The organism is Polaromonas sp. P1_H6, assembly GCF_056405195.1.
This window is the reverse complement of the sequence record NZ_JBFUCN010000003.1, coordinates 167,223-190,776: the sequence shown is the minus strand read 5'-3', so window position 1 is coordinate 190,776 and position 23,554 is coordinate 167,223. Positions and strand designations below refer to the sequence as shown.

The following is a 23,554-nucleotide window of genomic DNA, read 5'->3' as shown; positions in this document are numbered from 1 at the left end:
CTCAGGTGTTGCCTTCGCTCTGTTTCATGATGTCCGGCGCCGTGATGTTGATGTTGCACGGCGGGAACTCATTGGCCACATAAAAGGTGTCCGGCAGATCGGGATAGAAGTTCTTTCCCGGCTCCATCTGCTGGTATTCCACGTAGGGGATGGGCACCGAGATGTACTGGGGCAGCTTCTGTCCCTGCAGCGCGGCGATGGCCGCCTTCAGCGCCACGGCCACCAGGCCGGGGGACTGCGCGGCCGAGGCGCCCTTGAGGCCGTCCTTGTGGTGCGCATAAACCATCTTGCGAAAGCCGTTCTCGCCCTCGGCGCCGATAGGCACGAAGGGATGTTTAGCCTCGATGAGCGCACGCACCGTGCCGTTGGAGCCGGCCTGGGTGTAGATGCCGTTGAAGCGGCCGTGCACGGCGATGGCGTCCGCCGCCACTTTCTGGGACGTGCCGTCGTCCCAGTTGCCGACCACCTCGACGATCTGGATGCCCTTGTGCTTTTCCATGATCTCGCGAAAACCCAGGTGCCGGTCGCGGTCGACCGAGTTTCCGGGCAGCCCGCGGATTTCGAGCACCTTGCCGCTGGTGACGCCGTTTTTCTCCAGCCATCGCCCCATGAGGCGGCCCATCTCGAGCTGGTCCTCGTTGACCTGGATCACCTCGTCGGTGTCCAGCACGTTGTCGAAGGGGATCAGCACCACACCCGCGTCCTTGGCGCGCTTGATCACCGGCTTGAAGGACGTGGGCGACACCGCGATGGTGAGGATGGCGTCGAAGCCCGCATTGATGAAGTTGTCGACGGCGCCCAGCTGCGCGGCGACGTCGGTGCCGGTGGAAACCACCTTCAGCTCCTTGATGTGGGGCTTCATCTCGGGCGTCGCCGCATAAGCCTTGAGCGACTTGATCATCTGGATACGCCAGCTGTTTCCCGCGTAGCCGTTGGCCAGGGCGATGCGGTAGGGGCCTTTCTTGGCGGGGTACTGGATGGTCTTGGTGCTGGCGGCAAAAGGCTTGAAGCAGCCGGGCTCGTAGGTCTGCGCGCCCGCCGCTCCCGCGATACCCGCCAGTGCTGCGCCCGCGCTTGCGGCAAGGATGTCTCGTCTTGTATGCATTGCTGTCTCCTGCTCGTTTTTTGCCGGCCTGTCGGCATGCGCGCGATCGCGAAACCGCGCGGGTTGGTCGTAATGGGCCGCGACTTCCAGGCCAGCCGCTTTCTCGTCACCCTACGAATGCAAAACCGTTTCGCTGGTCCTTCACTGGTTCTTTCACTAGTACTTTCACTAGTACTTGCGGTTGGGAAACTCTTTGGCCGCGACTTCGGCCGGGAATACACCTTCGATCGTCTTGATCCAGCGTGGCAGCGGCTGGCCGGCGGCGGCCTTCGCCGACGCCTCCATCAGCTGCGGGCCCAGAAGCGGATTGCACTCCACGCTCACGTTCATCTTCCCTGCCACCATGGCTTCGAAAGCGCCCTTCACGGCGTCGACGCCGATGACGAGGATGTCCTTGCCGGGCTTGAGGCCCGCCTCCTCGATGGCCTGGATCGCGCCTATGGCCATGTCGTCGTTGTGCGCGTACAGCACATTGATCTTTTTGCCCTCGGCCTTCAGGAAGGCCTCCATCACTTCCTTGCCTTTGGCGCGCGTGAAGTCGCCGGTCTGGGAGCGGATGACCTTGTAGCGCGAGTTCCCCTTGATGACTTCGTCGAATCCCTTCTTGCGGTCGATCGCGGGGTCTGAGCCGACCGTTCCCTGGAGCTCGACGATGTTGACGGGCCCCGTGGTGCTCTTCGTGTTGTCCAGAAGCCATTGCGCCGCCCGGCGGCCTTCCTCGACGAAGTCGGAACCGATGAAAGTGGTCCAGGTGGACGGGTCTTTCACCACCACGTTGCGGCTCTCCAGGATCACGGGAATCTTCGCGGCCTTGGCCTCCTTGAGCACGGTGTCCCAGCCTGTCGTGACGAGCGGCGCGAGAATGATGACGTCCACCTTCTGGGTGATGAAGGAGCGGATCGCCTTGATCTGGTTCTCCTGTTTCTGCTGCGCGTCGGAAAACTTCAATTCGTAGCCGGCCGCCTTGGCCGCGGCTTTGACCGAGTCGGTATTGGCGGTGCGCCATTCGCTCTCGGCGCCCGTCTGGGCAAAGCCGATCACCAGTTTCTTGCCAGCGGCCTGGGCCCGGGCAAACGGGCTCCATGCCAGCGCGAGGCCGGCGCCGGCCAGTGCTGCCGTGAATGTGCGTCGCTTAAGAAGTCTCATGTCTTGTCTCCTGATATTGGTTTGGTCAAAGCGCGCCGGCACTCGAGGCTTCCCTTCCCTGCTCCTCCCGGTGCGGCAACGGGCGGAGCCGGTGTTCCTATCCGGGATACCAGACGACCCGGGGTTCCTCGGCCGAACGCTGGTAGGCCCATGCGGCCTCCACCAGCCGCGCCATGTCGTAGCGCGGGCGCCAGCCCAGGAGAAATTTCGCCTTGCTGTTGTCCAGCCAGGTCGAGTGGTAGGGGGTGGGCACGGGAACCAGCGGCGCTCCGCGCGTGCGCGCCAGGTAGTCGCCCAGCGCCCCGTAATCGACGGGCTCGTCCATGCAGACGTTCATGCGCTGGTGCCTGGCCTGCGGCGCATCGAGCGCCAGCAAAAGCGCCTCCACCAGATCGTCCACATGCACGAAGTTGCGCTTCACCGGCTTGCCTTGCGGATCCAGCATCACCGGGACGGCCTCGGAGGCCACGTAGTCCCGCGCCCTCGCCGCCCCCACCAGCTCTTGCCAGCGGGGACCGCCGAACACGTCGTCGCCGAAGGACAAGGTATAGCGGAAATCGTCTTTTTCCATGATCCAGGGCGCGCGCAGGCAGCAGCCGTCGAGCCCGTACTGGATCTGGTATTGCTCCAGCATCACTTCCTCGAGCACCTTGGACAGGGCATAACATCCCGGGTAGGCGCTGTGCGGCTGGCTCTCGACGACGGGCGCGCTGTGCGGATAGTAGAAGTGGCCGACCGCGGCATCTCCGCCCACCAGCAGGAACTGGCGGAATGTGCTGCTGGCGCGGCACTCCTCGAGCAGCCAGAACATGCCCTTGACCGCCACGTCCATCACATCGTCCGGCGTCTCCTTGCTGGTCGCCAGATGCAGCACATGCGTGGCGCCTTCCAGCGCGCGGCGAACGTCGTCTTTATGCTGGATGGAGCCCTGCACCGATTCGACCCGGGGATGCGGAGGCAAGGTCCGCTTGTGGCACAGCGCGCGAAGCCGGAACCGGTCGTAACGCGCATCGCCCAGCAGGCGCTCGATGAAGGCTCGCCCGACTTTTCCGGTCGCGCCCGTCACCAGGATGAGATCGCGCGCCGCCGGAGCGTTCATGTCCAGCCACCGTCGACGACCAGGTCTTGCGCGGTCATCATGCTGCTGTCATCGGAGGCGAGAAAGAGCACGGCGCGCGCCAGGTCGCTGGGCGCCAGTTCGCCGGGCAGGCACTGCGCCTTCGCCAGTTCGATCTTCGCTTGCGGCGTCACCCACAGCCGGACCTGCTTTTCGGTCATGACCCATCCCGGGACCACCGTGTTGACGCGGATGCGATGCGGGCCGAAGTCGCGCGCAAGGCTTCGGGTGAGTCCCTGGGCCGCGGCCTTGCAGGTGGTGTACACCGGCATGCCGCCCGTCTTGACCATCCAGCTCACCGAGCCGAAATTGATGATGGCCCCCCCGCCCAGGGCTTTCATGTCCTTGAAAACCTCCTGCGCGGCGAAAAAGTAGTGCTTGAGGTTTACCGCCACGCCGGCATCCCATGACTCGGGCGTGGTCTCTTCAATCAGGTGGCGCTGGTCATTCGCCGCGTTGTTCACCAGCACCTGGATGGGACCTATGCGCTGGCGCAGCGCGCCTATGGCGCCGCGCAGGCGGGGGATGTCCGTCACATCGCATTCCTCGAAATGCACGCCGCGCAGCCCTTCACCTTCGAGCCTGGCCAGCAAAGCCAGGGCACCTTCCGTGTCGATGTCGACAAACCCCACCCGGGCGCCTTGCGCGGCGAAATGCTCCACCAGGGAAGCGCCTATCCCCGTGGCGCCGCCGGAGATGAGCACACTCTTGCCGTTGAGACTCGGGTAGCGGGTTGGCTCAGTCATCGATTTCCTCGTTGGTTTCCTGGAAGCCGTTTTCCGTTTCGCGCACAGGGAGGGCGCGCCTTTACGCGATGGGAGGAGTGCCCCCACCGCGACAAGCAGAGTGGCGATGCTAGCGGGTGCGCCCGCGCGGCGGCTTGCGAAATTGCCGAGTGCGGCTTACGAAATTTCTTTCTGCATCGCAGCAATTGGCGCGATGTGCCAAGATCGGCCCTCCATGACAAAAAGCCCGACCCCGCGCCGGCCCGGCCGGACAAACGGCCCCGCAGTCCTGCGCGTGGCCCTGTTGTTCCATGCCAGCAAGGTCTACGACCGCGAGATCCTCATCGGCATCGGCGACTATGTGAAACAGACGCGAGTGGCCTGGGACCTGTTCCTGGAGGAGGACTTCCGCTTCCGCCTGGACGGCATCCACGAGTGGGAGGGCGACGGCATCATCGCGGACTACGACGACCCCGCCGTCGCGCGGGCGCTCGCGGGCGCCCATGTCCCGGTGATCGCCATCGGCGGCTCGTACGAGGATCCCGCCAGCTACCCGGGCCAGGTCCCCTACGTGGCCACGGACAACCAGCTGCTGGTCGCCCGCGCGCTCGAGCACCTGGTGGAAGCCGGCATGACGCGATTCGCCTGCTACAGCCTTCCGGAATCCCCGCTCAACCGCTGGGCCCAGGAGCGCGAGAGGGCCTTCTCGGCATGGCTGCAGCGCAACGGCGCTTCGGGCGAGATCCACCGCGGCCTGGCCACCAGCGCACCCACCTGGGGGAGCGCCACCAAGAAGCTGATCGCCTGGCTGGACAGCCTGCCCAAGCCGATCGGCATCGTCGCCGTCACCGACGCGCGCGCGCGCCAGCTGCTGCAGGCCTGCATCGTCGCCGACATCGCCGTGCCCGACGAAGTGGCGATCATCGGCATCGACAACGATACGCTGGGGCAGCACCTCACCCGCATCGAGCTCAGCTCCGTGAGCCAGGGCACGGCCGAAATGGGCCGCCGGGCGGCGCAGCTGCTGCACCAGGCGCTGAGCGGCTCGCCGGTTCGCGGCACCCGCGTGGTGGTCCCGCCGGCCGGCGTCCAGAGCCGGGCGTCGACCGCGCGCGACGTCAAGCACAGCCCGGCGGTGATGCGGGGGCTCTATTACATACGCCAGTACGCCTGCCAGGGCATCAAGACCGAGCAGGTGGCCGAGATGATGGGCATGTCGCGCTCGTCGCTGGAGATGTATTTCCGCCGCGACCTCAAGCGCTCCGTGCACGACGAGATCCTGCAGCGCAAGCTGGAACACTGCTTCGAGCTGCTGGCCCACACGGACACCGGCATCGCGGAAATTGCGCAGGCCTCGGGCTTCCGCTCGGTGCAGTACCTGAACGCCGTGTTCCGGCGCGAAGTGGGGGCTACGCCGGTGGCATGGCGGGAGGCCAAGCGCGTTGAATTGCGCTGAAGCCTCACCCGGGGTTTTCCATCCACCAACTGCGGTAACCAGGATTGCCATGCACAAAGCCATGACGGCCATCGCCGCCGCGTCTTTCGCCGCTGCGGCGCTGCTTGCCTTCTGGGTCAAGCGCGAACACCGCCCCGCGGAGGCCATCGCCGCGACGCATGCCTACATCGAAGGCGTGGACGCGGACGCCGGCTGGAAAGCCCGATTGCATCGTTGCGCCACACCGACCGCATTCACACCCTTCCAGACAAACGGCAATCGCCTGCGCCGCCTGGCCGGCAATCTGGACCCCGATCCAGCGGAAGTCAGTGTGGATTTTTTCGATTGTTCGGTTCGCTTCCACCTGCGCAAGCAGAAGTCGGGCGCCTGGCTGGTCTACAAGGTCCAGAGCCACGCGGGCTAGTGGCAGTGCCAGAGGAGAATTGACTTCTAAGTCAATTTATCCTACCCTCATCCTGATGGACAAGGCCATTCACCAATCGCTATTGGAAGCCGTGCTGGCCTCAGCCAGGAGGGTCGGCATGGACCAGTCAAAACTGGCCGAGGTCGCAGGCCTGGCACCGGAGACCTTGTCCAGGTCCAAGAAAAGAAGGTCGATGGAAGTCCAGACGCTTGCGGCACTCGCGCAGGCGGCAGGCCTGGAATTGGTCATCCAGCAAAAGGGAACGCGGGCGCGCGAACAACAGGGTCACACAGCACCCGCACTTCCGCCCCGAAAGCCCAAAGCATCCGCCAACCCGCCGCTCTCGGATCCGCGGTGGGGCCTGTCCTGGTCGAGCCAGTCCCCGAAGCCGGAGGCGCTTGTAAGGAACGCACTGAAAAAAGGCAACTACGCGCCGGTCCTCCAGGCGGTGCTCGAGTACGGAAGCCCTTTTGTCCAGGAGCAACTACTGGCCCTCCGCGCGACGGGTGAACTCCAGGCATCCACCGATTCAGGCGAGGCGCTTGCAAGGATGCTGCGCAACATCGAGAAAGGCATTTCCCGTGCTCAGGCCTGATACCGAACAACTCTGGGACTACCTGAAGGAAAACCGTGGCTTGAGAGGGTTTGTGCTGGTCGGAGGGACGGCGCTCTCCATCCATCTCCATCACCGGATCAGCGAAGACCTGGACTTCATGATTCCGCAAACCCGGCTGCCTCGCCGGCAAATTGAGGGCTTGCGCCGGATGGCGGGCGAAGCCGGATTTCCTTTCGTGGCGAATGACAGCATTGACGGGGTCAGGGAGTTTGAAGACACGGGCATGGACTATTGGGACTACATGCAGGACTACATCGTGGCGGGCACGGTCAAGCTGACATTGATCGCCCCCGACCCTGAGGTCTCGGCCCTGCTGCTGCCGGGCCTGGACCACAGGCCAAGGCTGGCAACGCTGCACGAGATTTTCAAACTGAAATGCATAGCGTGCGCCAACCGGACCAAATCCCGTGACTGGCTGGACATGTATGTCCTGCTCACCGGAAATTACTTCAAGCCTGCCGACTTCTACGCTGCTTTTGAAGAAGCTGGTGTTCCGATGAAGTTCGACATTGCCATGCAGAGGATGTGCAAGGATTCGATCCCTGAATCGGACGAGGGATACGACATCTTGCTGCCGGACCCGCCCACCATCGCCCAGATGCAGGAATACTTCATCGGGCTTAAAGAGCGTATTGAAGAAGACGTTGCTTTACAAAAAGCTTCGGCACTGCCGCCGCCGGACTAGAGCTTCAGGGTCAGCCACCTCCAGGCGCCTGCCTCTTCTAGCCGGTCTTGCACCAACGTTGCGCCAGCAAAGCTCAGCACACGCTGCTCGGCCGCCGGCATCAGCAGGATGAGACTGTCTTGCACAGGCGGCTGCGCGCCCTCACGATGAACCGCGATGTGCAGAGCCCCTGCGGTGGACTCGACCCGCAAGCGCCACTGCCCATAAGCGCCGCTGCGCCAGGCCTGGGTATGGCCGTCGTCTTCAAAACACGCGGCCTCGAAACTGCCGTCGCCCCTGAAGGGAAACAGCTGGAAGCCTCGCACGTCTTCGACTTTTGCGAAATGAATCTCGCCGAGGTTCAGCGGGATGGCGCAGCCTTCGCGTGCCAGCAGCGGAGGCGCGCCGTCCAGCGGCGCCTCCAGCGTCACCGATCGGCCGGCGTCGAAGTGCCGCGCCGTGTGCACTTCGTACCAGCCCCCGGTGCCGGGCAGCCATACGCGGCGCTGCGTCTGGCCGGGCTCGACCACCGAGGCCACCAGCAGGTTGCCGCCCAGCAGCATGTCGTCGTTTTCTTCCAGGCAGCGTATGTCTTCGGGGAAGTCGTGGCAGGTCGGCCGGATGATGGGTTCGTAGGCAGTGTGGTAACGCCACACCAGGTCGTAGAGGTAGGGCATGAACCGGTAGCGCAGGCGGATCAGTTCGCGCACCTGGGGCGTCACCTCGGGGTACATCCAGGGTTCATTGACGGTTTTGTCGTCGTTCCATGAATGGATGCTGAAGCGCGGCAGGAAGATGCCGTGCTGCACCCAGCGCAGCAGCAACTCAGGCCCCGGCGCGGGGCCGGAGAAGCCGCCGATGTCGTGGCCGGTGTTGGACACGCCGGACATCGCCAGGCCCAGGCCCATGCGGATGTTGTAGCGCAGCGTTTCCCAGGACGTGTAGTTGTCGCCCGACCAGGTCTGCACATAACGCTGCATGCCGGCGGCGCCTGAGCGCGACACCAGGTAGGGCCGCTCCGCGGGCGCGAACTCGGACTGCGCGGCATGCGAGGCCTGCATCATCAGCAGGGTCTGCAGCGGGCGCACCTCTCGCGCGGCACGCGGCGCGCCGAAGCCGTGGGCCAGCGCCTTGTCGCTCCAGATTTCGTATTCGTTGTTGTCATTCCAGGTGGCGGGGATGCCGTAGTCGAGCAGCTGCTCCGTGACCTGCTGCTTCCACCACGCGATGGTCTTGGGATTGGTGAAGTCGAGGTAGGCGCCGGTGCCGTCCCAGAACTGGATGGCGGTGGGCCGGCCGTCCGGGTCTTGCACCAACAGGCCGGCCTGCCTGGCTTCCTCAAAGTGCGGGTGGTTGCCGAGCAGCGCGGGCTTGATGTTGGGCACCAGGCGCACGCCGCGATCCAGGTAGCTCTTCACAAAGCGGGCGGGGTCGGGAAATTTCTCGCGATTCCAGTTGAAGACGTAGCGGCCGTTGCCTATGGAGGTGTAGCCCGACGAGAGGTGAAAAGAGTCGCAGGGAATGTCATGCTCTTCGCAGCGCTCGAGGAACTCGCCCATGCGCTCCTGCGCGTTGGGCGCGTCGGTGTAGCTCATGGTCGAGCCGGAATAGCCCAGCGCGTAGCGCGGCGGGAAGATGGGCCGGCCGGTGAGCCAGGTGTAGCGGCGCGTGATGGCGGCCGGGCCGTCGCCGGCGATGTAATACAGGTCGAGGTCGCCGTGGTCGGCCACAAAGTAGCGGTAGTGGCCGTGGTAGTTGTCCATCTCGCGGCCCATGTCGAAGCTGCAGTCGGACAAGGTGTCGTAGAACAGGCCGTAGCAAAGGCCCGCGTCCTGTTCGCCACCATCACCTGGTTTTCGTGTGATGTAGAACGGGATGTGTTTGTACAGCGGGTCGGTGCTGCGCGCGCTGTAGCCCATGGGGTCCAGGTTGCACATGCGGTAGCGCTGGCCGGCGCGGTTGGCGTCGCCGGCGCGCTCGCCCAGGCCGAAGTAAGCCTCGCCGCGATCACGCTGCAGGTAGTGGTAGACCTTTTCGTCCCACCAGCCGAAGTTGTAGCTTTGCGTGGAACGGTCGGCGGCGCTGGCCTGCCAGCGGCCCTGGTGCCGGCTTTCCCAGTGGCAGAAAAAACCTTTGAGCGCGATGCTCAGGCGCACAGCACCGGTGGTGATCTGCAGTTGTGCGCCCTCTTCCTTGAGCTCGAACGCGGGCAGCGAAAAGCCGCTCACGTCGAAACGGTCGCGGCCTTCGACGGGCAGGTTTTCCAGGCCGGGCGCCACCGTCCAGCTGCGCGGCATCTGCAGCCGGCCCTGCGGCAGCACCAGCACGCGGACGATGTCCTCTTCGAGCACCCAGATGTGGGCCACGGCGGCGCCGTCGCTGGTCAGCACAAGGTGGTTGTCGGTGCGAGATTGCAGGGCGAATACGGGGGGATGGTCCAGGCGCATGGTGGGGGAATCGGAGGGAAATGGGGTCAGCCGGGCATGGCGCTCAAAGGCGCAGGCCGTTGGCGTCGAAATAATGCAGCTGCTCAGCGGGCGCGCTCACGCTGACGGTGTCGCCGCGCTTGATCGTGGTCTGGCCGTTCAGGATCAGTTCAAAAGGCGCATCGGGTACCACCTTGCCGTGCAGGATGCTGGTGCTGCCGAGCTGCTCGACCTGGGTTACCGCCAGTTGCAGCGGACCGTCGTCCGACAGCCGCGCGTGCTCGGGCCGTATGCCCACGGTCTGGGCGCCGGGTTTGGCGCCGGGCAGCTGCGCCGCCGGCACGAAGTTCATGCGTGGGCTGCCGATGAAGCCGGCCACGAACTGGTTGCAGGGCCGGTTGTACAGCTCCAGCGGCGAGCCGACCTGCTCGATGCGGCCGGCGCGCAGCACCACGATCTTGTCGGCCATGGTCATGGCCTCGACCTGGTCGTGGGTGACGTAAATCATGGTCGCGCCCAGGCGGGCGTGCAAGTCGCGGATCTCGGCGCGCATGGAGACGCGCAGCTCGGCGTCGAGGTTGGACAGCGGCTCGTCGAACAGGAAGAGCTTGGGTTCGCGAACGATGGAGCGGCCTATGGCCACGCGCTGGCGCTGGCCGCCGGAAAGCTGGGTGGGCTTGCGCTGCAGCAGCGGAGTGAGCTGCAGCAGGGCGGCGGCGGCGTTGACCTTGCTTTCGATGACCGGCCTGGCCACGCCCAGGTTCTCCAGGCCGAAAGCCATGTTGTCGTAGACGCTCATGTGCGGGTACAGCGCATAGGACTGGAACACCATGGAGCAGCCGCGGTGCGCGGCGCTGACCTCGTTGACGCGCTGGCCGTCGATACGGATGTCGCCGCTGCTGGCGGGCTCCAGCCCGGAGATGATGCGCAGCAGCGTGGATTTTCCGCAGCCCGAGGGGCCGACGAAGACTACGAATTCACCGTCGGTAACGGTCAGGTCCACACCATGGATGATGGTAGCTTTGTCGAAGGTTTTGACGACGCTGGCGAGTTCAAGAGTGGCCACGGGAGAGTCCTTGGTTTATTTGACGCCGGCGCTGGCGATGCCGGTCGCGATGTATTTCTGCAGGAAGGCGAAGACCAGGGTGATCGGGATCAGGGTGATCACGGTCATCGCCAGCAGGTAGTGCCACTGCGTGTTGAGTTCGCCCTGGAAGGCATTGAGCGCCAGCTGCAGGGTGAAGTGCTCAGACTTGGACAGCACGATCAGCGGCCAGAGGAAATCGTTCCAGCGCCACATGAAGGAGAAGATGGCCAGCACCGCCATGGCGGGGGCCGCCAGCGGCAGGATGATCTTCCAGTAGATGCGCCACTCGCTGGCGTTGTCCATACGTGCGGCCTCCAGCAATTCGTCGGGAATGGTCAGCATGTACTGGCGCAGCAGGAACACGCCGGTGGGCGTGGCCACCGCGGGCAGGATCACGCCCCAGAGGTTGTTCAAGAGGTTCAGTTCCGAGATCACCAGGAAGGCCGGCACCAGGATGATGGTGGGCGGGATCATCAGCGTGGCGATGATCAGCACGAACACCGTCTTTTGCCCGGTGAACTGGTACTTGGACAGCGCGAAGGCCGCCATCGAGTTGAACAGCAACGTGAGGATGGTCGCCACCACGGTGATGAACACGCTGTTCCACAGGTAGGTGCCGAAGGCGAACTTGCCGAACAGCTCGGTGTAGTTGCCGCCGGCGAACTTGAGTTCATTCACCGGCTTGCGGTCGTTGATGTTGACGCGGAGCTCGGCTTGCGGCGCGGCGGGGTCGACCATGGTGGCGACCAGGCCGATGCGGCGCACCTGGGCCAGTTCGCGGATGTTGCCCTGTTCGTCCTTGGCACGGAACAGCGGCAGGGGCTTGTCGTAACCGGCCACCACCGCTTCCTTCTGGCTGTAGGGCAGGAAGGTCGGTGGGAACTGGCTGAGCGCGCTTTCGGTCTTGAAGGACGACATCACGAGCCACAGCACCGGCCCGAACATCACGATGAGGCCGGCCAGCAGGTAGGCGTAAGAGACCCAGTCGGTCCAATGCAGGCGGCTGCCGCCGTGCTTGTGACCCTGGGTACGGGTAAAGAAATTGGCCATGGCTTTTTCCTTACTTCTTGATTTTTCCGGCCTCGCCGGCTTTGGACAGCCGCAGTTGCGCGAGCGTCAGGGCCATCAGGCCGGCGGCCAGGATCAGCGAGGCCGCGGCGGCCAGGCCGTAGAGGTGGATCTGCTCGGCGAAACCGGTCTGGTAGATGTACTGCACGATGAAGGTGGTGGCCGAGCCCGGGCCGCCGCCGGTGAGCACAAACACCTCGTCAAAGCTCTGCACCGCGCGGATCATCACCAGCACCAGCACCACGATCAGGTTGGGCATGAGCAGCGGCAGCGTGATGCGCCTCAGCACACGCCACGGCGGCGCGGCGTCCATCTCGGCGGCTTCATAAACGTCTTTCGGAATGGCCTGCAGGCCGGCCAGCAGGATCAGCGTGTAAAAGCCCATGTGGGCCCAGATCGACACCACCACCACCCAGAAAAAAGCCCAGTGCCGGTCCAGCAGCCAGTCCATCGGCGAGGCGCCCATGGACACCAGCGCGGCATTGAACACGCCCTGGCTTTGCAGCAGCCATTTCCAGATCAGCGCCACCACCACCGGCGACAGCAGCACCGGGTAGAAGAACACGCCGCGCCAGAAACCGCGGCCGATGATCTTGCGGTTCAGCACCAGGGCCGTCACCAGCGAGAAGAACACCATCAAGGCCACCTGGATCAGGCTGAACTTCACCGTGTTGGCGATGGAGCGCCAGAAGATGTCGGTGCGGCAGGTCTGCAGGTCGGTGTAGTCGCGGCATTCAAGCAGGATGGCGAAGTTCTCCAGCCCGGTGAATGGCCGCTGCGTGGGCAGCAGGTTCACCCCGCCCGTGACCGCATACACCAGGTTCACCACGATGGGCAAAAAGGTGAAGAGGCTGATCACCACCAGGTTGGGCCCGACGAACAACCAGCCTATGCGCGAGGCGCCCAGCCATTTCTGGCCCAGCCGGAAGACCGGCTCGAACAGGTTGAACAAAAAGCCCAGGAAGGCCGAAAAAACCGACATACCGACTCCGATCTGTACCTATGACGCCGCTAGCGCATTGCCTTATGCCAGTGACAGCGCGGAACTGGCTCCGCCAGGCCGCAGGTGTCGCCCCCTGCAAGGGGGGAGGCGCGCACGCAGTGCGCGCCACGGGGGTGTTCTACTTCTCGGCTTGTTTGACCGCCTCGGCCATGTCGGTGCCGATCTTGGTCACGGCCTCGTCCACGCTGATTTCTCCCACGATGGCCTGGGTGACCCGGGTCACGGTCGGCAGCATCAGGGCGCGGTTGTACTTGTAGCCTTGCAGCGCGTAGGCCGGCGGCGCGATGGTGGCGGTGCCGCTGGTGAACACGCCCAGCGCGGCGCGCGCCGCCGGACCGGCGCTCGGGTAGTCCACGCCTTTTTTGGCCACGCCGGCATGCGCCGGGATGTTGTTGGTCCGGGACGCGAATTCGGCGACATTGGCCTCCTGCGCCATGAAGTCCAGGAAGCGACCCACTTCCTTCGGGGACTTGGTGGTTTTCAGCGCCACCCAGGCCGCGCCGCCGGGCATGCCCGAGCAGGCAGCAGGGCCGCAGGGGTTGGGCACGGCGACCCAGTCGAAGGCGTTGCCGATTTCCTTTTGCATGCGGTTGATCTGCCAGGAACCCGACAGGATCATCACCACGCGGCCGTTCTTGAACTCGCCCACCGCATCGGCATAGCTGGAGCCGCCCGAGCCGCCCCACACATCTTTCAGCATGGTGCCATCCTTGTGCCAGGCGACGAACTTGCCCACGGCGGTCTTGTAGCCGGTGTCAACCGTGAGGTTGCCCTTGGCGTCGAAGATCTTCGCGCCGTAGCTCACGGCGGGGCCGGCGAAGCGGTGGCCCGAACGGTCCCAGGCCATGGCCGCCGGGGTCTGCGTGGCCTTGGCCACCTTGCGCGCTGCGTCGGCCCACTCTTCCCAGGTGGCCTTGGGGCCGGGCATGGGTACCTTGGCCTGCTCGAATAAGGTCTTGTTGACGAAGGGGCCGGTCATGGTCATTTGCGACAGGAAACCGTAGATGCCCTTGTCGCCCGCCTTGTTGCGCATCCAGGGCAAGGTGCTGCCGAAGTTGTCTTCCCAGTACTTGCGGTCCTTCACGTGGGCGCTGATGTCGATGTAGTTCTTCGACAGGCCGCCGATTTCGGCGACACGCGCGATGTCGGGCCCCTGGCCGGCCGCGAGCTGCACCGGCAGCTGCTCGACCACCGTCTTGTAAGGCACCACATCCAGGATCACCTTGGCGCCGGCGTTCTGGGCTTCATAACGCTTGATGAGGTCGGCCGTGACATCGCATTCATTGCCGTCCTGGTAGCACATGACGCGGATGTCGGCGAAGGCGCTGGTGGCCAGCGTGGCGACGGCGGCGCCCAGGAGGCCGGCGCGCGTGGCGCGCCTGGCGAGGGAACGAAGCTGGAAGTTCATGGTTGTCTCTTTCTGGAAAAAAGGAAGGGAGGGGCCGATCGGTCGTCGGCTTCATGAATGCGCGTCAGCCGCCGGCGCAAGGGCGAAATCCGCGGGCGTCTCGCGCCAGTCGCGCAGGGCAGTATTTCCTCGGCGCGCGGATACGGATCGAGCAGGCGCACCGACAGGGACTTGCCGTCGCTGTGCGTGCTGCTGGAAGTGAAAACCATGTCGTCCTGTGCCGTTGTGTTGCGATCGTTGGCGGTTTTGGCTATTATGGCAAACGTTTGCCAACGCTTGGCAATCGTTTGCCATACTTGTCAGTCGCGGCTTTCTCGGTTATATGTTTTGTCTTGGCCCGCACTAATCGCGCCACCGGTCGGCCCTCGCCGTCACCCCCTGTTTTCCCAAAATACGACCCATCGATGCTTCGCTTTCCCCTCGCCGGACTCCCGCCTGGCCCTCCGCACGACCGGCCTTCGCGCCAACCCGTCATTCGCTGCGGCGTCCAGACCCGGCAGGCCTGCCGCCAGCACCAATGACCGACGACACCCCGCGCAGGCGCAAGGGCGTCGGCCCGGTTTCGCTGAGCGAAGTCGCCGTGCAGGCCGGCGTCTCAATCTCCACCGTCTCGCGCATCGTGAACGGCGAGACCCGGCGGGCTTCGCCGGAAACGCTGGCGCGCGTGCGCGAGGCGATCAAGACCGTGGGCTACCACCCGAACCAGTTGGGGCGCGCGCTACGCAACCGTGAGAGCCGCCTGGTCGCGATGCTGGCCGCCAACCTCGACAACCCGGTGATGGCCACGCTGGCCGCCTCCACCGAGGCCGCGTTGCGCGAGGCCGGCTATACGATGATCCTGTGCGACACGCACGACCGGCCGGAGCTGCAGGACGACTATCTCAACGCCATGCGTTCGCAGGTCGTGCAGGGCTACGTGATGGTCGCGGCCCAGCCCAGTGCCGGCCTGCGCGACTTCGTGGAGCGCGGTGCGCCGATAGTCTTCGTGAGCCGGCGCAGCCCGTTCGGCACCTGCGCCTTCGTGGGGCCGGACAACCTGGCGGCCGGCGCCGCCGCCGCAGACTACCTGCTCGACCGCGGCATCGACGCGCCGGCCGTGGTATTTCCGTCGCGCGGATCGTCCACGACCAGGGAACGCGTGCAGGGCTTCTGCGAGCGGGCCGGCGCAAGAGGCTTGTCAGCCGACCGGATCCGCCGGGTGGAGGCCCCGGGCATCTCGCATCTGGAAATCGGCTACGCCGCCGGGGCCCAGTTCGCGGCGCCCGGCGCCTGGCCGCGTGGCGCGATGTGCATCAGCGACCAGGTCGCCTATGGGCTGCACCGCGTGGCCCGCGAGAGCGGGATCCGGGTGCCCGCCGATTGCGAGTTGGTCGGCATCGACGGCAACCCGATCAATGCCTGGCTCGCCCCGTGGCTCACCTCGGTCGAAATTCCGCATCAGGATTTCGGACCGGTCATCGTGGACCTGATGCTGAGCCTGTGGGGCGGCGAAGCGCCGCGCGAACGCCTCATGCCGCACCGCATGGCGGCTGCGCTCGAGACCTGAAACTGGCCAGGCTTGATGCGGGCGCTTGCCTGGGTTCTTTTTGCTGCGGGTGTGCGAACCGTGCTCCAGGCTGATCTTCTGGCCGCAGCCGGTCGTGATGGTGTAGCCCTTGGGAGGGACTGGTTAGGGTTTCGCCGCCGCCGGCGCCGCCTGGTAGTCCTCCATCGGCCTGTCATTGGGTTTGGCCCATGCTGCCTTGATCGATTCGGGGGTTTGCAGGCCTATGGCCACGCCTTTTGGCGGAATGGGCTTGAGGTACCACTTCGTCCACAGGTCGCGCAGGGCGCCCGACGCGGCCATGGACCGGATGGTTTCATCCGCTATCTTTTTGAGTTCCTTATCGTCTTTTCGCATCATGATGGCGATGGGCTCCACATTCAGGACTTCTCCCACCACCGCGAAGTTCCTGGGTGTCTTGGATGTGGCGATCAGGCTTGCCAGCATGGCACCGTCGATGACGTAGGCATCGGCCCGGCCGGTCTCCAGAAGCAGGAAACTGTCCTGGTGGTCCTTTCCCTGAATTTCCTTGAAGTCCAGGCCTGCAGCCCTCTTGTGTTTCCGCAGGTGCTGCACCGAGGTGGTACCCGTCGTCGTGACGACTGTCTTTCCGTTGAGCTGGCTTATGGAGGTGATCCCCGAATCGACCCTGACAGCCATTCGAACCTCTTCGATGTAGGTTGTCACGGCGAATGCGACGTCTTTCTGCCGTGCCGCGTTGTTGGTCGTGGAACCGCACTCAAGATCAACCGTGCCGTTTTGCACGAGTGGAATGCGGTTTTGGGACGAGACCAGCTGGTAGCCGACTTCGATCATGCCCAGGTTGAGTTGTCGCCGGGCGGCATTGATGATCTGCTGGCAGATATCAATGTGAAACCCCACGTACTTTCCGTCGCCCAGCGTATACGACAGCGGGACGGATCCGTCCCTCACCCCCATCGTCAGCTTGCCGGTGGTTCGCATCTTCTCCAGTGTGCTGACCTGCGCAAGGACAGGCATTGCAAACATCGCCGCGGCGACCAGCAATGCCGTTGGTTTGAGTCGTTTCATAAGTGCTCCAGGTTGCAGGTAAAAACTAGGTGAGGGACGAACAAAAGTGCTTGATGCGATTGCAGGCTTCCACCAGCAGTTGGTCATCCGCGGCGAAGGCGACACGGATATGCGGGCCCAGGCCAAAGGCACTGCCGTGAACCGCCGCGACACCGGTTTGCAGCAGGAGCTGATTGGCGAAGGTTTCGTCATCCGCGATGTGCGCGCCATCCGGCGTCTTCTTGCCGATCAACCCTTCGCAGGAGGGGTAGGCGTAGAACGCGCCTTCCGGCTTGATGCAGCTGAGTCCAGGGACCGTATTGAGCATCGAAACGACGAGATCCCTTCTTCGCTCGTAGGATTTCCTGGCAAGCGCAATGAAATCTTGCGGCCCGTTGAGCGCCTCGAGGGCCGCGTACTGCGAGACCGAGCTGGCGCCGGAGGTCTGTTGCCCCTGGATCTTTTCCATTGCGCCTAGAAGCCACTCAGGCCCGGCGCCATAGCCAATCCGCCAGCCGGTCATCGCGTAAGCTTTTGAGACGCCGTTGACGATCAAGGTCCGGCGTTGGATGTCTTCTCCGAGCTGGGCAATGGTGTGAAAGGGTTGCTGGTCAAAGACGAGATGCTCATAGATGTCATCGGACATGACCAGTACCTTGGGGTAGTCCCGCAATACATTCACGATCACCTGCAGGTCCTGCCGGCTGTAGACCGCGCCCGAGGGATTCGAGGGGGAGTTGAGGATCAGCCATTTGGTCCGGGGTGTGAGCGCGGCACGTAAATCTTTCTCCGCCAGCTTGAAGCCGTTCTCCATTCGGGTCGGGATGATCACGGGCCGGCCGCCGCAGAGCAGCGCGATTTCGGGGTAGCTCACCCAGTAAGGCGCCGGAATGGCCACCTCGTCGCCCGGATCGAGCGTTGCCATCAGGGCGTTGAAGATGACCTGTTTCCCGCCGCTCGACACCATGGTCTCGTTGGCGCCGTAGCGCAAGCCGTTTTCGCGCTCGAACTTTGAAACGATGGCCGCACGTAGAGGTGCTATCCCCGCAACCGGCGGATAGCGTGTGTGGCCCGCGTTGATGGCCGCGATGGCGGCTTCCCGGATATTGGCAGGCGTGTCGAAGTCCGGCTCTCCCGCGCTCAGCGAGATCACATCGCGGCCGGATTCCTTCAGCGCGGCGGCCCGCGCAAGCATCCCGTAGGTCGCGGACGGCTGGACGGCCGCCAGCCGTGCGCTGAGCGGGCCGCCATCCGCCAGGGTAGTTTCTAGCGCCATTTCTGCAAGCCCAGAAGTTCGAGGGTCGTGGCGCCTGCTCCGAGCTGTTCCATCATCAGGGCCTCTTTGCCGGCGCGCTCCTTTGCGGCGCTGATGACGCGTTCGACGTGCATCCGGGGAATCACCACGACGCCATCGTCGTCGGCGACCACCAGGTCACCCCGGGAAATACCGCAGTCCGCTATCTGAATGGATTCCCCGACGGAGTTAAACCTTGCCTTGGCCGTTCCCTGGACTGAAATTCCTCTCGTAAAAACGGGGAAACTCCGCCGATTCATGGCCGCGATATCGCGCACGCCGCCGTCCATGACCAGTCCGGCGATGCCCCTGGCCTGGGCGGCGACGGTCAATACCTCTCCCCAGTAGCCGGCGACAAAACCACTGGCGTCGACGACCAAGACGCTGTTCGCCGGCGCTTTTTCCAGGGCAATGTGGATGGCGAGGTTGTCACCCGGTGCGCACGACAGCGGATAGGCCTCGCCTACGAGCACCTGGCCGGGGCGGATGGGACGAATATTCCGGTCCAGTGCGCATCTCAGGCCCGATGCCTCGAAAAGCGTCGAAGAGCCGAGCTCGCCGGCCGTTGCAAACAGCTTGGAGTTCATCAGGCCTTCCTTTGCAGGGTGTGGTACCCCAAAGCCGCCCGGGCTTCTTTCAGCGTCTTGCCTCCGGAAATTTCCTCCCTGATCTTCCGCTCAACGCCTTCAATCTTCTGGGCCGCCTCGGCGACTTCCCTGGCTCTCTCCCGCGGCACCACGACCACGCCGTTCGCGTCGGCCACAACGATGTCGCGAGGCCTGACCCGGGCGCCGCCTATGGAGACGGGGACGTTCGCTTCCAGGAATTCGACCCGGTCTTTCCCGGTCCGCATATAGCGCCCCCGGGTGAACATGGGATAGCCGTCGGAAATCGCTTTCATCACGTCCCTGCACACGCCGTCGATGACGGTGCCCGCGAACTTCTGCGTGCCGGCGACCTGGGTCATGATGTCGCCCCAGACCGTGCAATCCGTCCGGCCGCTGTTGTCGATAACGACGAAGTCGCCCTCGGCCACGTCGTCAATAAAGTCGCCGGCCGTGCCGGGCGGGTTGCTGGTTGGAACGTAGCGCACCGTAAAGGCCGGGCCAGCGACGGTTTTGGCGTAGTTGGCCAAGGGCGCGATGCCCAGGCACTGACCTGGGAGGCCGAGCCTGTCCATGGCGTCCGACACACCCGGCGTATCCAGGCCCTCGAACAGCGCCACAAGGTCTTTGTCTTCGATACTCATTTCCATGCTCATTTTTGTTTCTCCACCACGATGGCGGCGAACTCCTTGTCATGCATGACTTCGGAGACGGAGCGGCCGGCGCGGATGGCCTGGACCATGCCATCCTGCCGCGCGGCGATCTTTTCGCCCAGGGCGACCACTTCCTCAATACGGCCGGCGGGAACGAACACGGTTCCGCAGCGGTCGGCGATCACATAGTCGTCCTGGTGGACCGTCACGCCCTGCACTTGAATCGGTTCGCCAGAGGAGATTTGCGCGACCCTGTTCCTGGCGCTGATCATCGTGATGCCCCGCCCAAAAACGGGGTAGCCAATGGATTCACTGCCCTCGATGTCCCGCGAGACGCCGTCGAGAACGGTGCCCTTGATGCCTTTCAGTTGGGACGCGTTCGCCACCAGGTCGCCCCAGGAGGAGATGCCTTCAAGTCCCCCTGTAATCACCAGGACGCGGTTCGCCGAGTTGACCTCGGCGATCACGGGCGTGATGGGGTGGACCGTGGCGCGGGGATCGGTTTTGGGCCCCAGCTGGATCGTGGTGGCGAGCCCGACGATCTTGGGACAGTTCCAGAGAGGGCGCAGGCCGAAAGTGGCGCCTTTGAGTTCAAGGAAATCAAGCGCGTCGGAGACGGTGTTCGTGTCGAGCTGGTAGAGCCGCTGGAGAAGTTTTTCTTCGGTCATGTGTTGGATTGAAGTTGGATGTCTGCGCTGTTTCGGCTACATTTTTCTTGCAATGGATCAAATCGATTCCTTTGCATGACATCAGTCTCTCTCTCTTGAAGAGGGGTGTCTATTGCCTTGAGACTATTGAATCCATACACAAAAGGAATCGAAATGATCAACTTCAGAATCCTTCGGCATCTGTGGCTGTTTTTGGCGGTTGCGGAAGAGCGCCATTTCGGAAAGGCGGCCAAGCGCCTGGGGATGTCCCAGCCGCCCCTGACCAAGCAGATACAGGTCCTGGAACATGCCCTGAAGGCCAGGCTGTTTGAGCGTTCGCAAAGTGGAGTGACGCTGACGGCGGCCGGGCTGGCGATTCTTCCAGCCGTGCAGAAATTTGCGGAGCAGGTGCAGCGCCTTGAGCTTTCCGTCAGGGAGGCGACGGGCGGCCGCACCGCCGTGCTGACAGTGGGAACCATCACCTCGGCGATGTTCGATGTGCTTCCCGAGATCATTGAACTCGTCAAGAAAGATCACCCGGGCATCACAGTCTCGCTAAAGGAGGCGGACACAGCCAGCGCGCTCGCCGCACTGGAGAGCGGCGACATGGACGTCGCGTTTGTCCGGCTAAACGGCAGCTACGGCGCCGTGACCGCGGTGCCCTTGATCAAGGACCGGCTGGCCGTGGCCCTGCCGTCCGGCCACAAACTGGCAAGGCACAAGTCGATCAAGCTGGCGGATGTTTCGGAGGAAAACTTCGTGCTGTTCCCCCGCTCCATCAGCCCCGCATACTTCGACGACGTGGTGACCGCGTGCAGGGATGCCGGCTTTTCCCCCCGGATTCTTCACGAAGCGATGTCGGTCGCGTCCCAGCTGGCATTTGTGGCGTGCGGACAGGGCGTGGCCGTCGTGCCTTCCGCGCTGGGGAAGATGAATACAACAGGGGTGAGCATCAAGCCGCTGCGGGATGCGGTCGACGTTGTGACCATCGCGGTTGCCTGGAACAGGCACAGGCCGAATGCGTCGGTGGATGCCCTTGTGAAGATTGCCCAAGGCTGGGCGCAGGCTTGACGCAAACTCGCATTCACCACGTACGCCTGCTCCGGATGCATCAAGCAGCGAACTTAGGCCTTTTCCAGATCACGCCGTCCACAAGGTAGTGGTGGAAATTCACGGTGAAATGCAAGATGAACACGGTGGGCAAGCCCAGCCAGATCAGTTGCCGGCCGGCCACCGAGAGCGCTTCGTACATCACCGCGCCCAGCACCAGGCATACGGCGAGGTATTTGGCCGCATTTTTGAATGGCTTCACCAGGCGTTGAAGCTCCTGGGTAGCTATGGGCCCTTGTGCGTCACGGCGGACATTCTGCAGCCAGACAAACTGCAGGTATTGCAGGTTGTGCCAGATATTCACCACCAGCCACCCCGACGTGATGTCGGTGACCCACAGGTAGGCAACCGCGGTGACAAGCAGGTGCGATGCCACAAACAGGCAATGCCCCGCGTTGAGCCGCCCGGCCAGCGCAAGGCGCAGCTGCCGGTACCCCCACCACGCGCACGAAAAGACGGCGACGATGCCTGTTGCGCCTGTCAGCGCGGCGTCGACAGGAGGAAGGTAGATGGGGTAGCCATAGAAGAATTCAGGGGCCGTTGTGCACCGGTGCATCAAGCCCCAAAGCGGAAAGAGGTAGATCAGGCTCTCCGCCAGACGATCCGGTCCCGCGGCTTGCGGGTCGGCCCTTCTGTATGCCCTTGCAATGCCGAAGGACTGCCGGGTGACATGGTAGGTCTGGGCGATGAAATACAAAGTAAACAAGCCACCCAACTCATAGGCCAGGGCCACCATCGTGACCCCGACAAGCACGATGGGCGGCAACCCAAAAATCAGGAACCAGTGCCTTTTGACATGGGCTTTGTCAAACCCGATGCGGGTATAGGTGGCAATGACGTGGGGACTGGCGAACAGCCAGACGTCGACCAGCACCACCGCCACAAACATCGCGGGCGAGATGGTTGCCAAAGCGCCCAGGACCAGCGCGATGCCGGCGGTGCCAAAGAGGAACAGCCTGTCAAACCACGGCCCATAGAGGAGCGGGCCGTGATTGGCTGGACCAACCAGCAAGCGCAGACTCATGTTGGAGGAGGTGGTGGTGGCCGTGCGGAGCCCAGCGAAGCAGCTTTTGGCGGCCGAATGTACTGCGTTCCCGGCCGAAGATACCGTTCCGTTGACGCCCTGGTTTTCTCGTAGGCGCCATTGAGTCCGGACTCAAACCGCGAAGCCAGTGTCAGCCTGCCGGACATGGCGGACAAACCAGCGGGCTGCAGTGTTTGATAGGGGTCATACAGCCGCACTGTTTCGCAAGGGAAACAAAAGTCGTCGGCATCAAACTGGCTTGCGAATTGAATCGAATACACCACACCATTGGGACTGTCGCTGTCAATCGGGAATGAAAACGCCAGAACCGAATCAGCCGCATCGGCGGCAGGATTGCTGTCACGCAGCAAAATGAATCCGGACTCCGTGAAGGCACGGGCTACCTCCCGCTTCAGATCCGGCAGTTTGACCTTGACGTAGGAGTTGTCGTAACCCGGGCGGTTACGCTCCCCGCTCCACATGTTTTTGTACTCAAACCCGTGTTGGGGATCCAGGTAGTTCTGCGACTTGTTTTTAATCGACGCATACGCCTGATCGATGTCCGGGTAGAGCCGGCTGCTGAGATCGTACTGGGCCATCCATGGCAGTTTCCCCATGTCCCTTTCATTCAGTATTCGTCCCCTGCGCAAGAAGCAATTCATGCACTTGTTCTTGACAACGGTGCCGTCGACCTTGAATTCAAAAATCACGGTTCCGGATTTGCCGTTCTTATCCATGGGATAGGAGAACTGGAAGACCGTGCTGTCATCCGCATCTTTTCTTTTAGCAAGCAGGGAAAAATTGAATTCCGAAAATGAATCAACCAGCATTTGACTCAAATGATCCGCTCTGATGTTGCGGTAAATCGCCACGGGGAATGCGTGCGGCACCCAGGGATTTATTGTTACGACGGGTTTTGCAACTGGCTGGCTGCTTGAAATGGAAAAACATCCAAGTCCCAGGATCAATGCCAAAAAAACTGCAATTCTGGACAACATTTTCAGTACTCCCCCGTTGACGTTATCCATGGATTAAACATCATGGCCGTCTTCCATCAAGAGGAGTTTTTTAGCTGGATTGGATACCGCATCGAACCCAATTCACCGGACGCCAGCCATTTTGGCCATGAAAAAAGCGCCTGAAGAGGCGCTTTTTTCAAGGATGCGGCCTGGGGCCGCATCGGCAAACCGGCTCAACCCTGGTGAGGGCGCTTGCCTGGGTTCTTTTTGCTGCGGGTGTGCGAACCGCGCTCCAGGCTGATCTTCTGGCCGCGGCCGGTCGTGATGGTGTAGCCCTTGGGAGGGACTGGCTTGGGGGCGCAGATGTCGGCTTCGACTCTGATTTTCTTGGGCATGGAAGACTCCGGGTTAAAAATGGCGTAGCCCGTGATTTTAAGCCACTCCGGGGCCCTAGCCCCGGTAGCGC

The 23,554-nt window shown here is 63.2% G+C and carries 23 protein-coding genes; 6 read left to right on the top strand and 17 right to left on the bottom strand.

The window, feature by feature from the left end; genetic code table 11:
- Nucleotide 1: 1 nt before the first annotated feature.
- The 4 genes from AC1D1F_RS04595 to AC1D1F_RS04580 all read right to left on the bottom strand — a co-directional run bounded on the left by AC1D1F_RS04595 (nt 2) and on the right by AC1D1F_RS04580 (nt 4,114).
- A complete protein-coding gene (locus AC1D1F_RS04595; RefSeq protein ID WP_477675721.1) occupies nt 2-1,105 on the bottom strand; it encodes a sugar ABC transporter substrate-binding protein in 1,104 nt (367 codons plus the stop codon).
- Between the two features lie 168 nt (nt 1,106-1,273).
- On the bottom strand, nt 1,274-2,251 hold the full coding sequence (locus AC1D1F_RS04590) for an ABC transporter substrate-binding protein (protein ID WP_477680799.1): 978 nt from the start codon (nt 2,249-2,251) through the stop codon (nt 1,274-1,276).
- 97 nt (nt 2,252-2,348) lie between these two features.
- Nucleotides 2,349-3,350, bottom strand: coding sequence for an NAD-dependent epimerase/dehydratase family protein (locus AC1D1F_RS04585; RefSeq protein WP_477675723.1), 1,002 nt, complete (start codon nt 3,348-3,350; stop codon nt 2,349-2,351).
- On the bottom strand, nt 3,347-4,114 hold the full coding sequence (locus AC1D1F_RS04580) for an SDR family NAD(P)-dependent oxidoreductase (RefSeq protein ID WP_477696071.1): 768 nt from the start codon (nt 4,112-4,114) through the stop codon (nt 3,347-3,349). The genes AC1D1F_RS04585 and AC1D1F_RS04580 overlap by 4 nt, the downstream gene beginning before the upstream one ends.
- Nucleotides 4,115-4,328: 214 nt before the next feature.
- Between AC1D1F_RS04580 and AC1D1F_RS04575 the strand changes: the two genes are divergently transcribed.
- From AC1D1F_RS04575 to AC1D1F_RS04560, 4 genes are read left to right on the top strand one after another with little or no spacing between them, the layout of a single operon-like run.
- The gene (locus AC1D1F_RS04575; RefSeq protein ID WP_477675725.1) at nt 4,329-5,549 is read left to right on the top strand and encodes a XylR family transcriptional regulator; all 1,221 of its coding nucleotides are present in this window, start codon (nt 4,329-4,331) and stop codon (nt 5,547-5,549) included.
- A 49-nt stretch (nt 5,550-5,598) separates the two neighbouring features.
- Nucleotides 5,599-5,952: a hypothetical protein gene (locus tag AC1D1F_RS04570; RefSeq protein ID WP_477675726.1), complete on the top strand. Its 354-nt coding sequence runs from the start codon at nt 5,599-5,601 to the stop codon at nt 5,950-5,952.
- 55 nt (nt 5,953-6,007) lie between these two features.
- Nucleotides 6,008-6,547 carry a hypothetical protein gene (locus AC1D1F_RS04565; RefSeq protein WP_477696073.1) on the top strand — a complete coding sequence of 180 codons (540 nt, stop codon included), beginning with the start codon at nt 6,008-6,010 and terminating at the stop codon, nt 6,545-6,547.
- Entirely contained in the window at nt 6,534-7,253 is a 720-nt protein-coding gene (locus AC1D1F_RS04560) for a nucleotidyl transferase AbiEii/AbiGii toxin family protein (protein ID WP_477675727.1), read from the top strand. The genes AC1D1F_RS04565 and AC1D1F_RS04560 overlap by 14 nt, the downstream gene beginning before the upstream one ends.
- Here AC1D1F_RS04560 and AC1D1F_RS04555 read toward each other — a convergent pair.
- The 5 genes from AC1D1F_RS04555 to AC1D1F_RS04535 all read right to left on the bottom strand — a co-directional run bounded on the left by AC1D1F_RS04555 (nt 7,250) and on the right by AC1D1F_RS04535 (nt 14,224).
- Entirely contained in the window at nt 7,250-9,679 is a 2,430-nt protein-coding gene (locus AC1D1F_RS04555) for a glycoside hydrolase family 31 protein (protein ID WP_477675728.1), read from the bottom strand. The two genes, AC1D1F_RS04560 and AC1D1F_RS04555, sit on opposite strands and share 4 nt — an antisense overlap.
- Before the next feature lie 43 nt (nt 9,680-9,722).
- The gene (locus AC1D1F_RS04550) at nt 9,723-10,724 is read right to left on the bottom strand and encodes an ABC transporter ATP-binding protein (RefSeq protein WP_477675729.1); all 1,002 of its coding nucleotides are present in this window, start codon (nt 10,722-10,724) and stop codon (nt 9,723-9,725) included.
- Nucleotides 10,725-10,739: 15 nt separating this feature from the next.
- A complete protein-coding gene (locus AC1D1F_RS04545) occupies nt 10,740-11,795 on the bottom strand; it encodes a carbohydrate ABC transporter permease (RefSeq protein WP_477675730.1) in 1,056 nt (351 codons plus the stop codon).
- A gap of 10 nt (nt 11,796-11,805) precedes the next feature.
- Nucleotides 11,806-12,795 (bottom strand): carbohydrate ABC transporter permease, encoded by a 990-nt coding sequence (locus tag AC1D1F_RS04540; RefSeq protein ID WP_477675731.1) that lies wholly within the window; start codon nt 12,793-12,795, stop codon nt 11,806-11,808.
- Nucleotides 12,796-12,934: 139 nt separating this feature from the next.
- Nucleotides 12,935-14,224, bottom strand: a complete 1,290-nt coding sequence (locus AC1D1F_RS04535) for an ABC transporter substrate-binding protein (RefSeq protein ID WP_477696074.1) — start codon at nt 14,222-14,224, stop codon at nt 12,935-12,937.
- Nucleotides 14,225-14,741: 517 nt separating this feature from the next.
- On the opposite strand from AC1D1F_RS04535, the gene AC1D1F_RS04530 reads away from it, so the two are divergent.
- Nucleotides 14,742-15,770, top strand: a complete 1,029-nt coding sequence (locus tag AC1D1F_RS04530; protein ID WP_477696075.1) for a LacI family DNA-binding transcriptional regulator — start codon at nt 14,742-14,744, stop codon at nt 15,768-15,770.
- 123 nt (nt 15,771-15,893) lie between these two features.
- Here AC1D1F_RS04530 and AC1D1F_RS04525 read toward each other — a convergent pair whose 3' ends face one another.
- From AC1D1F_RS04525 to AC1D1F_RS04505, 5 genes are read right to left on the bottom strand one after another with little or no spacing between them, the layout of a single operon-like run.
- Nucleotides 15,894-16,817 (bottom strand): amino acid ABC transporter substrate-binding protein, encoded by a 924-nt coding sequence (locus AC1D1F_RS04525; RefSeq protein ID WP_477675734.1) that lies wholly within the window; start codon nt 16,815-16,817, stop codon nt 15,894-15,896.
- A 25-nt stretch (nt 16,818-16,842) separates the two neighbouring features.
- Nucleotides 16,843-18,072 (bottom strand): pyridoxal phosphate-dependent aminotransferase, encoded by a 1,230-nt coding sequence (locus AC1D1F_RS04520; protein WP_477675735.1) that lies wholly within the window; start codon nt 18,070-18,072, stop codon nt 16,843-16,845.
- Complete coding sequence (locus AC1D1F_RS04515; protein WP_477675736.1) at nt 18,063-18,677, bottom strand: RraA family protein; 615 nt, start codon at nt 18,675-18,677, stop codon at nt 18,063-18,065. The genes AC1D1F_RS04520 and AC1D1F_RS04515 overlap by 10 nt, the downstream gene beginning before the upstream one ends.
- Nucleotides 18,677-19,339 (bottom strand): RraA family protein, encoded by a 663-nt coding sequence (locus AC1D1F_RS04510; protein WP_477696076.1) that lies wholly within the window; start codon nt 19,337-19,339, stop codon nt 18,677-18,679. Before AC1D1F_RS04510 ends, AC1D1F_RS04515 begins: the two co-directional genes overlap by 1 nt.
- A gap of 8 nt (nt 19,340-19,347) precedes the next feature.
- Nucleotides 19,348-20,016, bottom strand: a complete 669-nt coding sequence (locus AC1D1F_RS04505; protein ID WP_477675738.1) for an RraA family protein — start codon at nt 20,014-20,016, stop codon at nt 19,348-19,350.
- A 153-nt stretch (nt 20,017-20,169) separates the two neighbouring features.
- Here AC1D1F_RS04505 and AC1D1F_RS04500 point away from each other — a divergent pair, with 153 nt between their 5' ends.
- Nucleotides 20,170-21,066 carry a LysR family transcriptional regulator gene (locus AC1D1F_RS04500; protein WP_477696077.1) on the top strand — a complete coding sequence of 299 codons (897 nt, stop codon included), beginning with the start codon at nt 20,170-20,172 and terminating at the stop codon, nt 21,064-21,066.
- A 40-nt stretch (nt 21,067-21,106) separates the two neighbouring features.
- Here AC1D1F_RS04500 and AC1D1F_RS04495 read toward each other — a convergent pair whose 3' ends face one another.
- The 3 genes from AC1D1F_RS04495 to AC1D1F_RS04485 form a co-directional block, all read right to left on the bottom strand.
- Entirely contained in the window at nt 21,107-22,129 is a 1,023-nt protein-coding gene (locus AC1D1F_RS04495) for a hypothetical protein (protein ID WP_477696078.1), read from the bottom strand.
- A complete protein-coding gene (locus AC1D1F_RS04490) occupies nt 22,126-23,157 on the bottom strand; it encodes a hypothetical protein (RefSeq protein ID WP_477675741.1) in 1,032 nt (343 codons plus the stop codon). Before AC1D1F_RS04490 ends, AC1D1F_RS04495 begins: the two co-directional genes overlap by 4 nt.
- A gap of 164 nt (nt 23,158-23,321) precedes the next feature.
- Nucleotides 23,322-23,483, bottom strand: a complete 162-nt coding sequence (locus AC1D1F_RS04485; protein ID WP_007863796.1) for a hypothetical protein — start codon at nt 23,481-23,483, stop codon at nt 23,322-23,324.
- Nucleotides 23,484-23,554 lie beyond the last annotated feature (71 nt).

Coding starts and splice junctions, on each gene's coding strand:
- AC1D1F_RS04595 (WP_477675721.1), bottom strand. CDS start 1,105: ATGCATACAAGACGAGACATCCTTGCCGCAAGCGCGGGCGCAGCACTG.
- AC1D1F_RS04590 (WP_477680799.1), bottom strand. CDS start 2,251: ATGAGACTTCTTAAGCGACGCACATTCACGGCAGCACTGGCCGGCGCC.
- AC1D1F_RS04585 (WP_477675723.1), bottom strand. CDS start 3,350: ATGAACGCTCCGGCGGCGCGCGATCTCATCCTGGTGACGGGCGCGACC.
- AC1D1F_RS04580 (WP_477696071.1), bottom strand. CDS start 4,114: ATGACTGAGCCAACCCGCTACCCGAGTCTCAACGGCAAGAGTGTGCTC.
- AC1D1F_RS04575 (WP_477675725.1), top strand. CDS start 4,329: ATGACAAAAAGCCCGACCCCGCGCCGGCCCGGCCGGACAAACGGCCCC.
- AC1D1F_RS04570 (WP_477675726.1), top strand. CDS start 5,599: ATGCACAAAGCCATGACGGCCATCGCCGCCGCGTCTTTCGCCGCTGCG.
- AC1D1F_RS04565 (WP_477696073.1), top strand. CDS start 6,008: ATGGACAAGGCCATTCACCAATCGCTATTGGAAGCCGTGCTGGCCTCA.
- AC1D1F_RS04555 (WP_477675728.1), bottom strand. CDS start 9,679: ATGCGCCTGGACCATCCCCCCGTATTCGCCCTGCAATCTCGCACCGAC.
- AC1D1F_RS04545 (WP_477675730.1), bottom strand. CDS start 11,795: ATGGCCAATTTCTTTACCCGTACCCAGGGTCACAAGCACGGCGGCAGC.
- AC1D1F_RS04540 (WP_477675731.1), bottom strand. CDS start 12,795: ATGTCGGTTTTTTCGGCCTTCCTGGGCTTTTTGTTCAACCTGTTCGAG.
- AC1D1F_RS04535 (WP_477696074.1), bottom strand. CDS start 14,224: ATGAACTTCCAGCTTCGTTCCCTCGCCAGGCGCGCCACGCGCGCCGGC.
- AC1D1F_RS04530 (WP_477696075.1), top strand. CDS start 14,742: ATGACCGACGACACCCCGCGCAGGCGCAAGGGCGTCGGCCCGGTTTCG.
- AC1D1F_RS04525 (WP_477675734.1), bottom strand. CDS start 16,817: ATGAAACGACTCAAACCAACGGCATTGCTGGTCGCCGCGGCGATGTTT.
- AC1D1F_RS04520 (WP_477675735.1), bottom strand. CDS start 18,072: ATGGCGCTAGAAACTACCCTGGCGGATGGCGGCCCGCTCAGCGCACGG.
- AC1D1F_RS04515 (WP_477675736.1), bottom strand. CDS start 18,677: ATGAACTCCAAGCTGTTTGCAACGGCCGGCGAGCTCGGCTCTTCGACG.
- AC1D1F_RS04510 (WP_477696076.1), bottom strand. CDS start 19,339: ATGAGTATCGAAGACAAAGACCTTGTGGCGCTGTTCGAGGGCCTGGAT.
- AC1D1F_RS04505 (WP_477675738.1), bottom strand. CDS start 20,016: ATGACCGAAGAAAAACTTCTCCAGCGGCTCTACCAGCTCGACACGAAC.
- AC1D1F_RS04500 (WP_477696077.1), top strand. CDS start 20,170: ATGATCAACTTCAGAATCCTTCGGCATCTGTGGCTGTTTTTGGCGGTT.
- AC1D1F_RS04495 (WP_477696078.1), bottom strand. CDS start 22,129: ATGAGTCTGCGCTTGCTGGTTGGTCCAGCCAATCACGGCCCGCTCCTC.
- AC1D1F_RS04490 (WP_477675741.1), bottom strand. CDS start 23,157: ATGGATAACGTCAACGGGGGAGTACTGAAAATGTTGTCCAGAATTGCA.
- AC1D1F_RS04485 (WP_007863796.1), bottom strand. CDS start 23,483: ATGCCCAAGAAAATCAGAGTCGAAGCCGACATCTGCGCCCCCAAGCCA.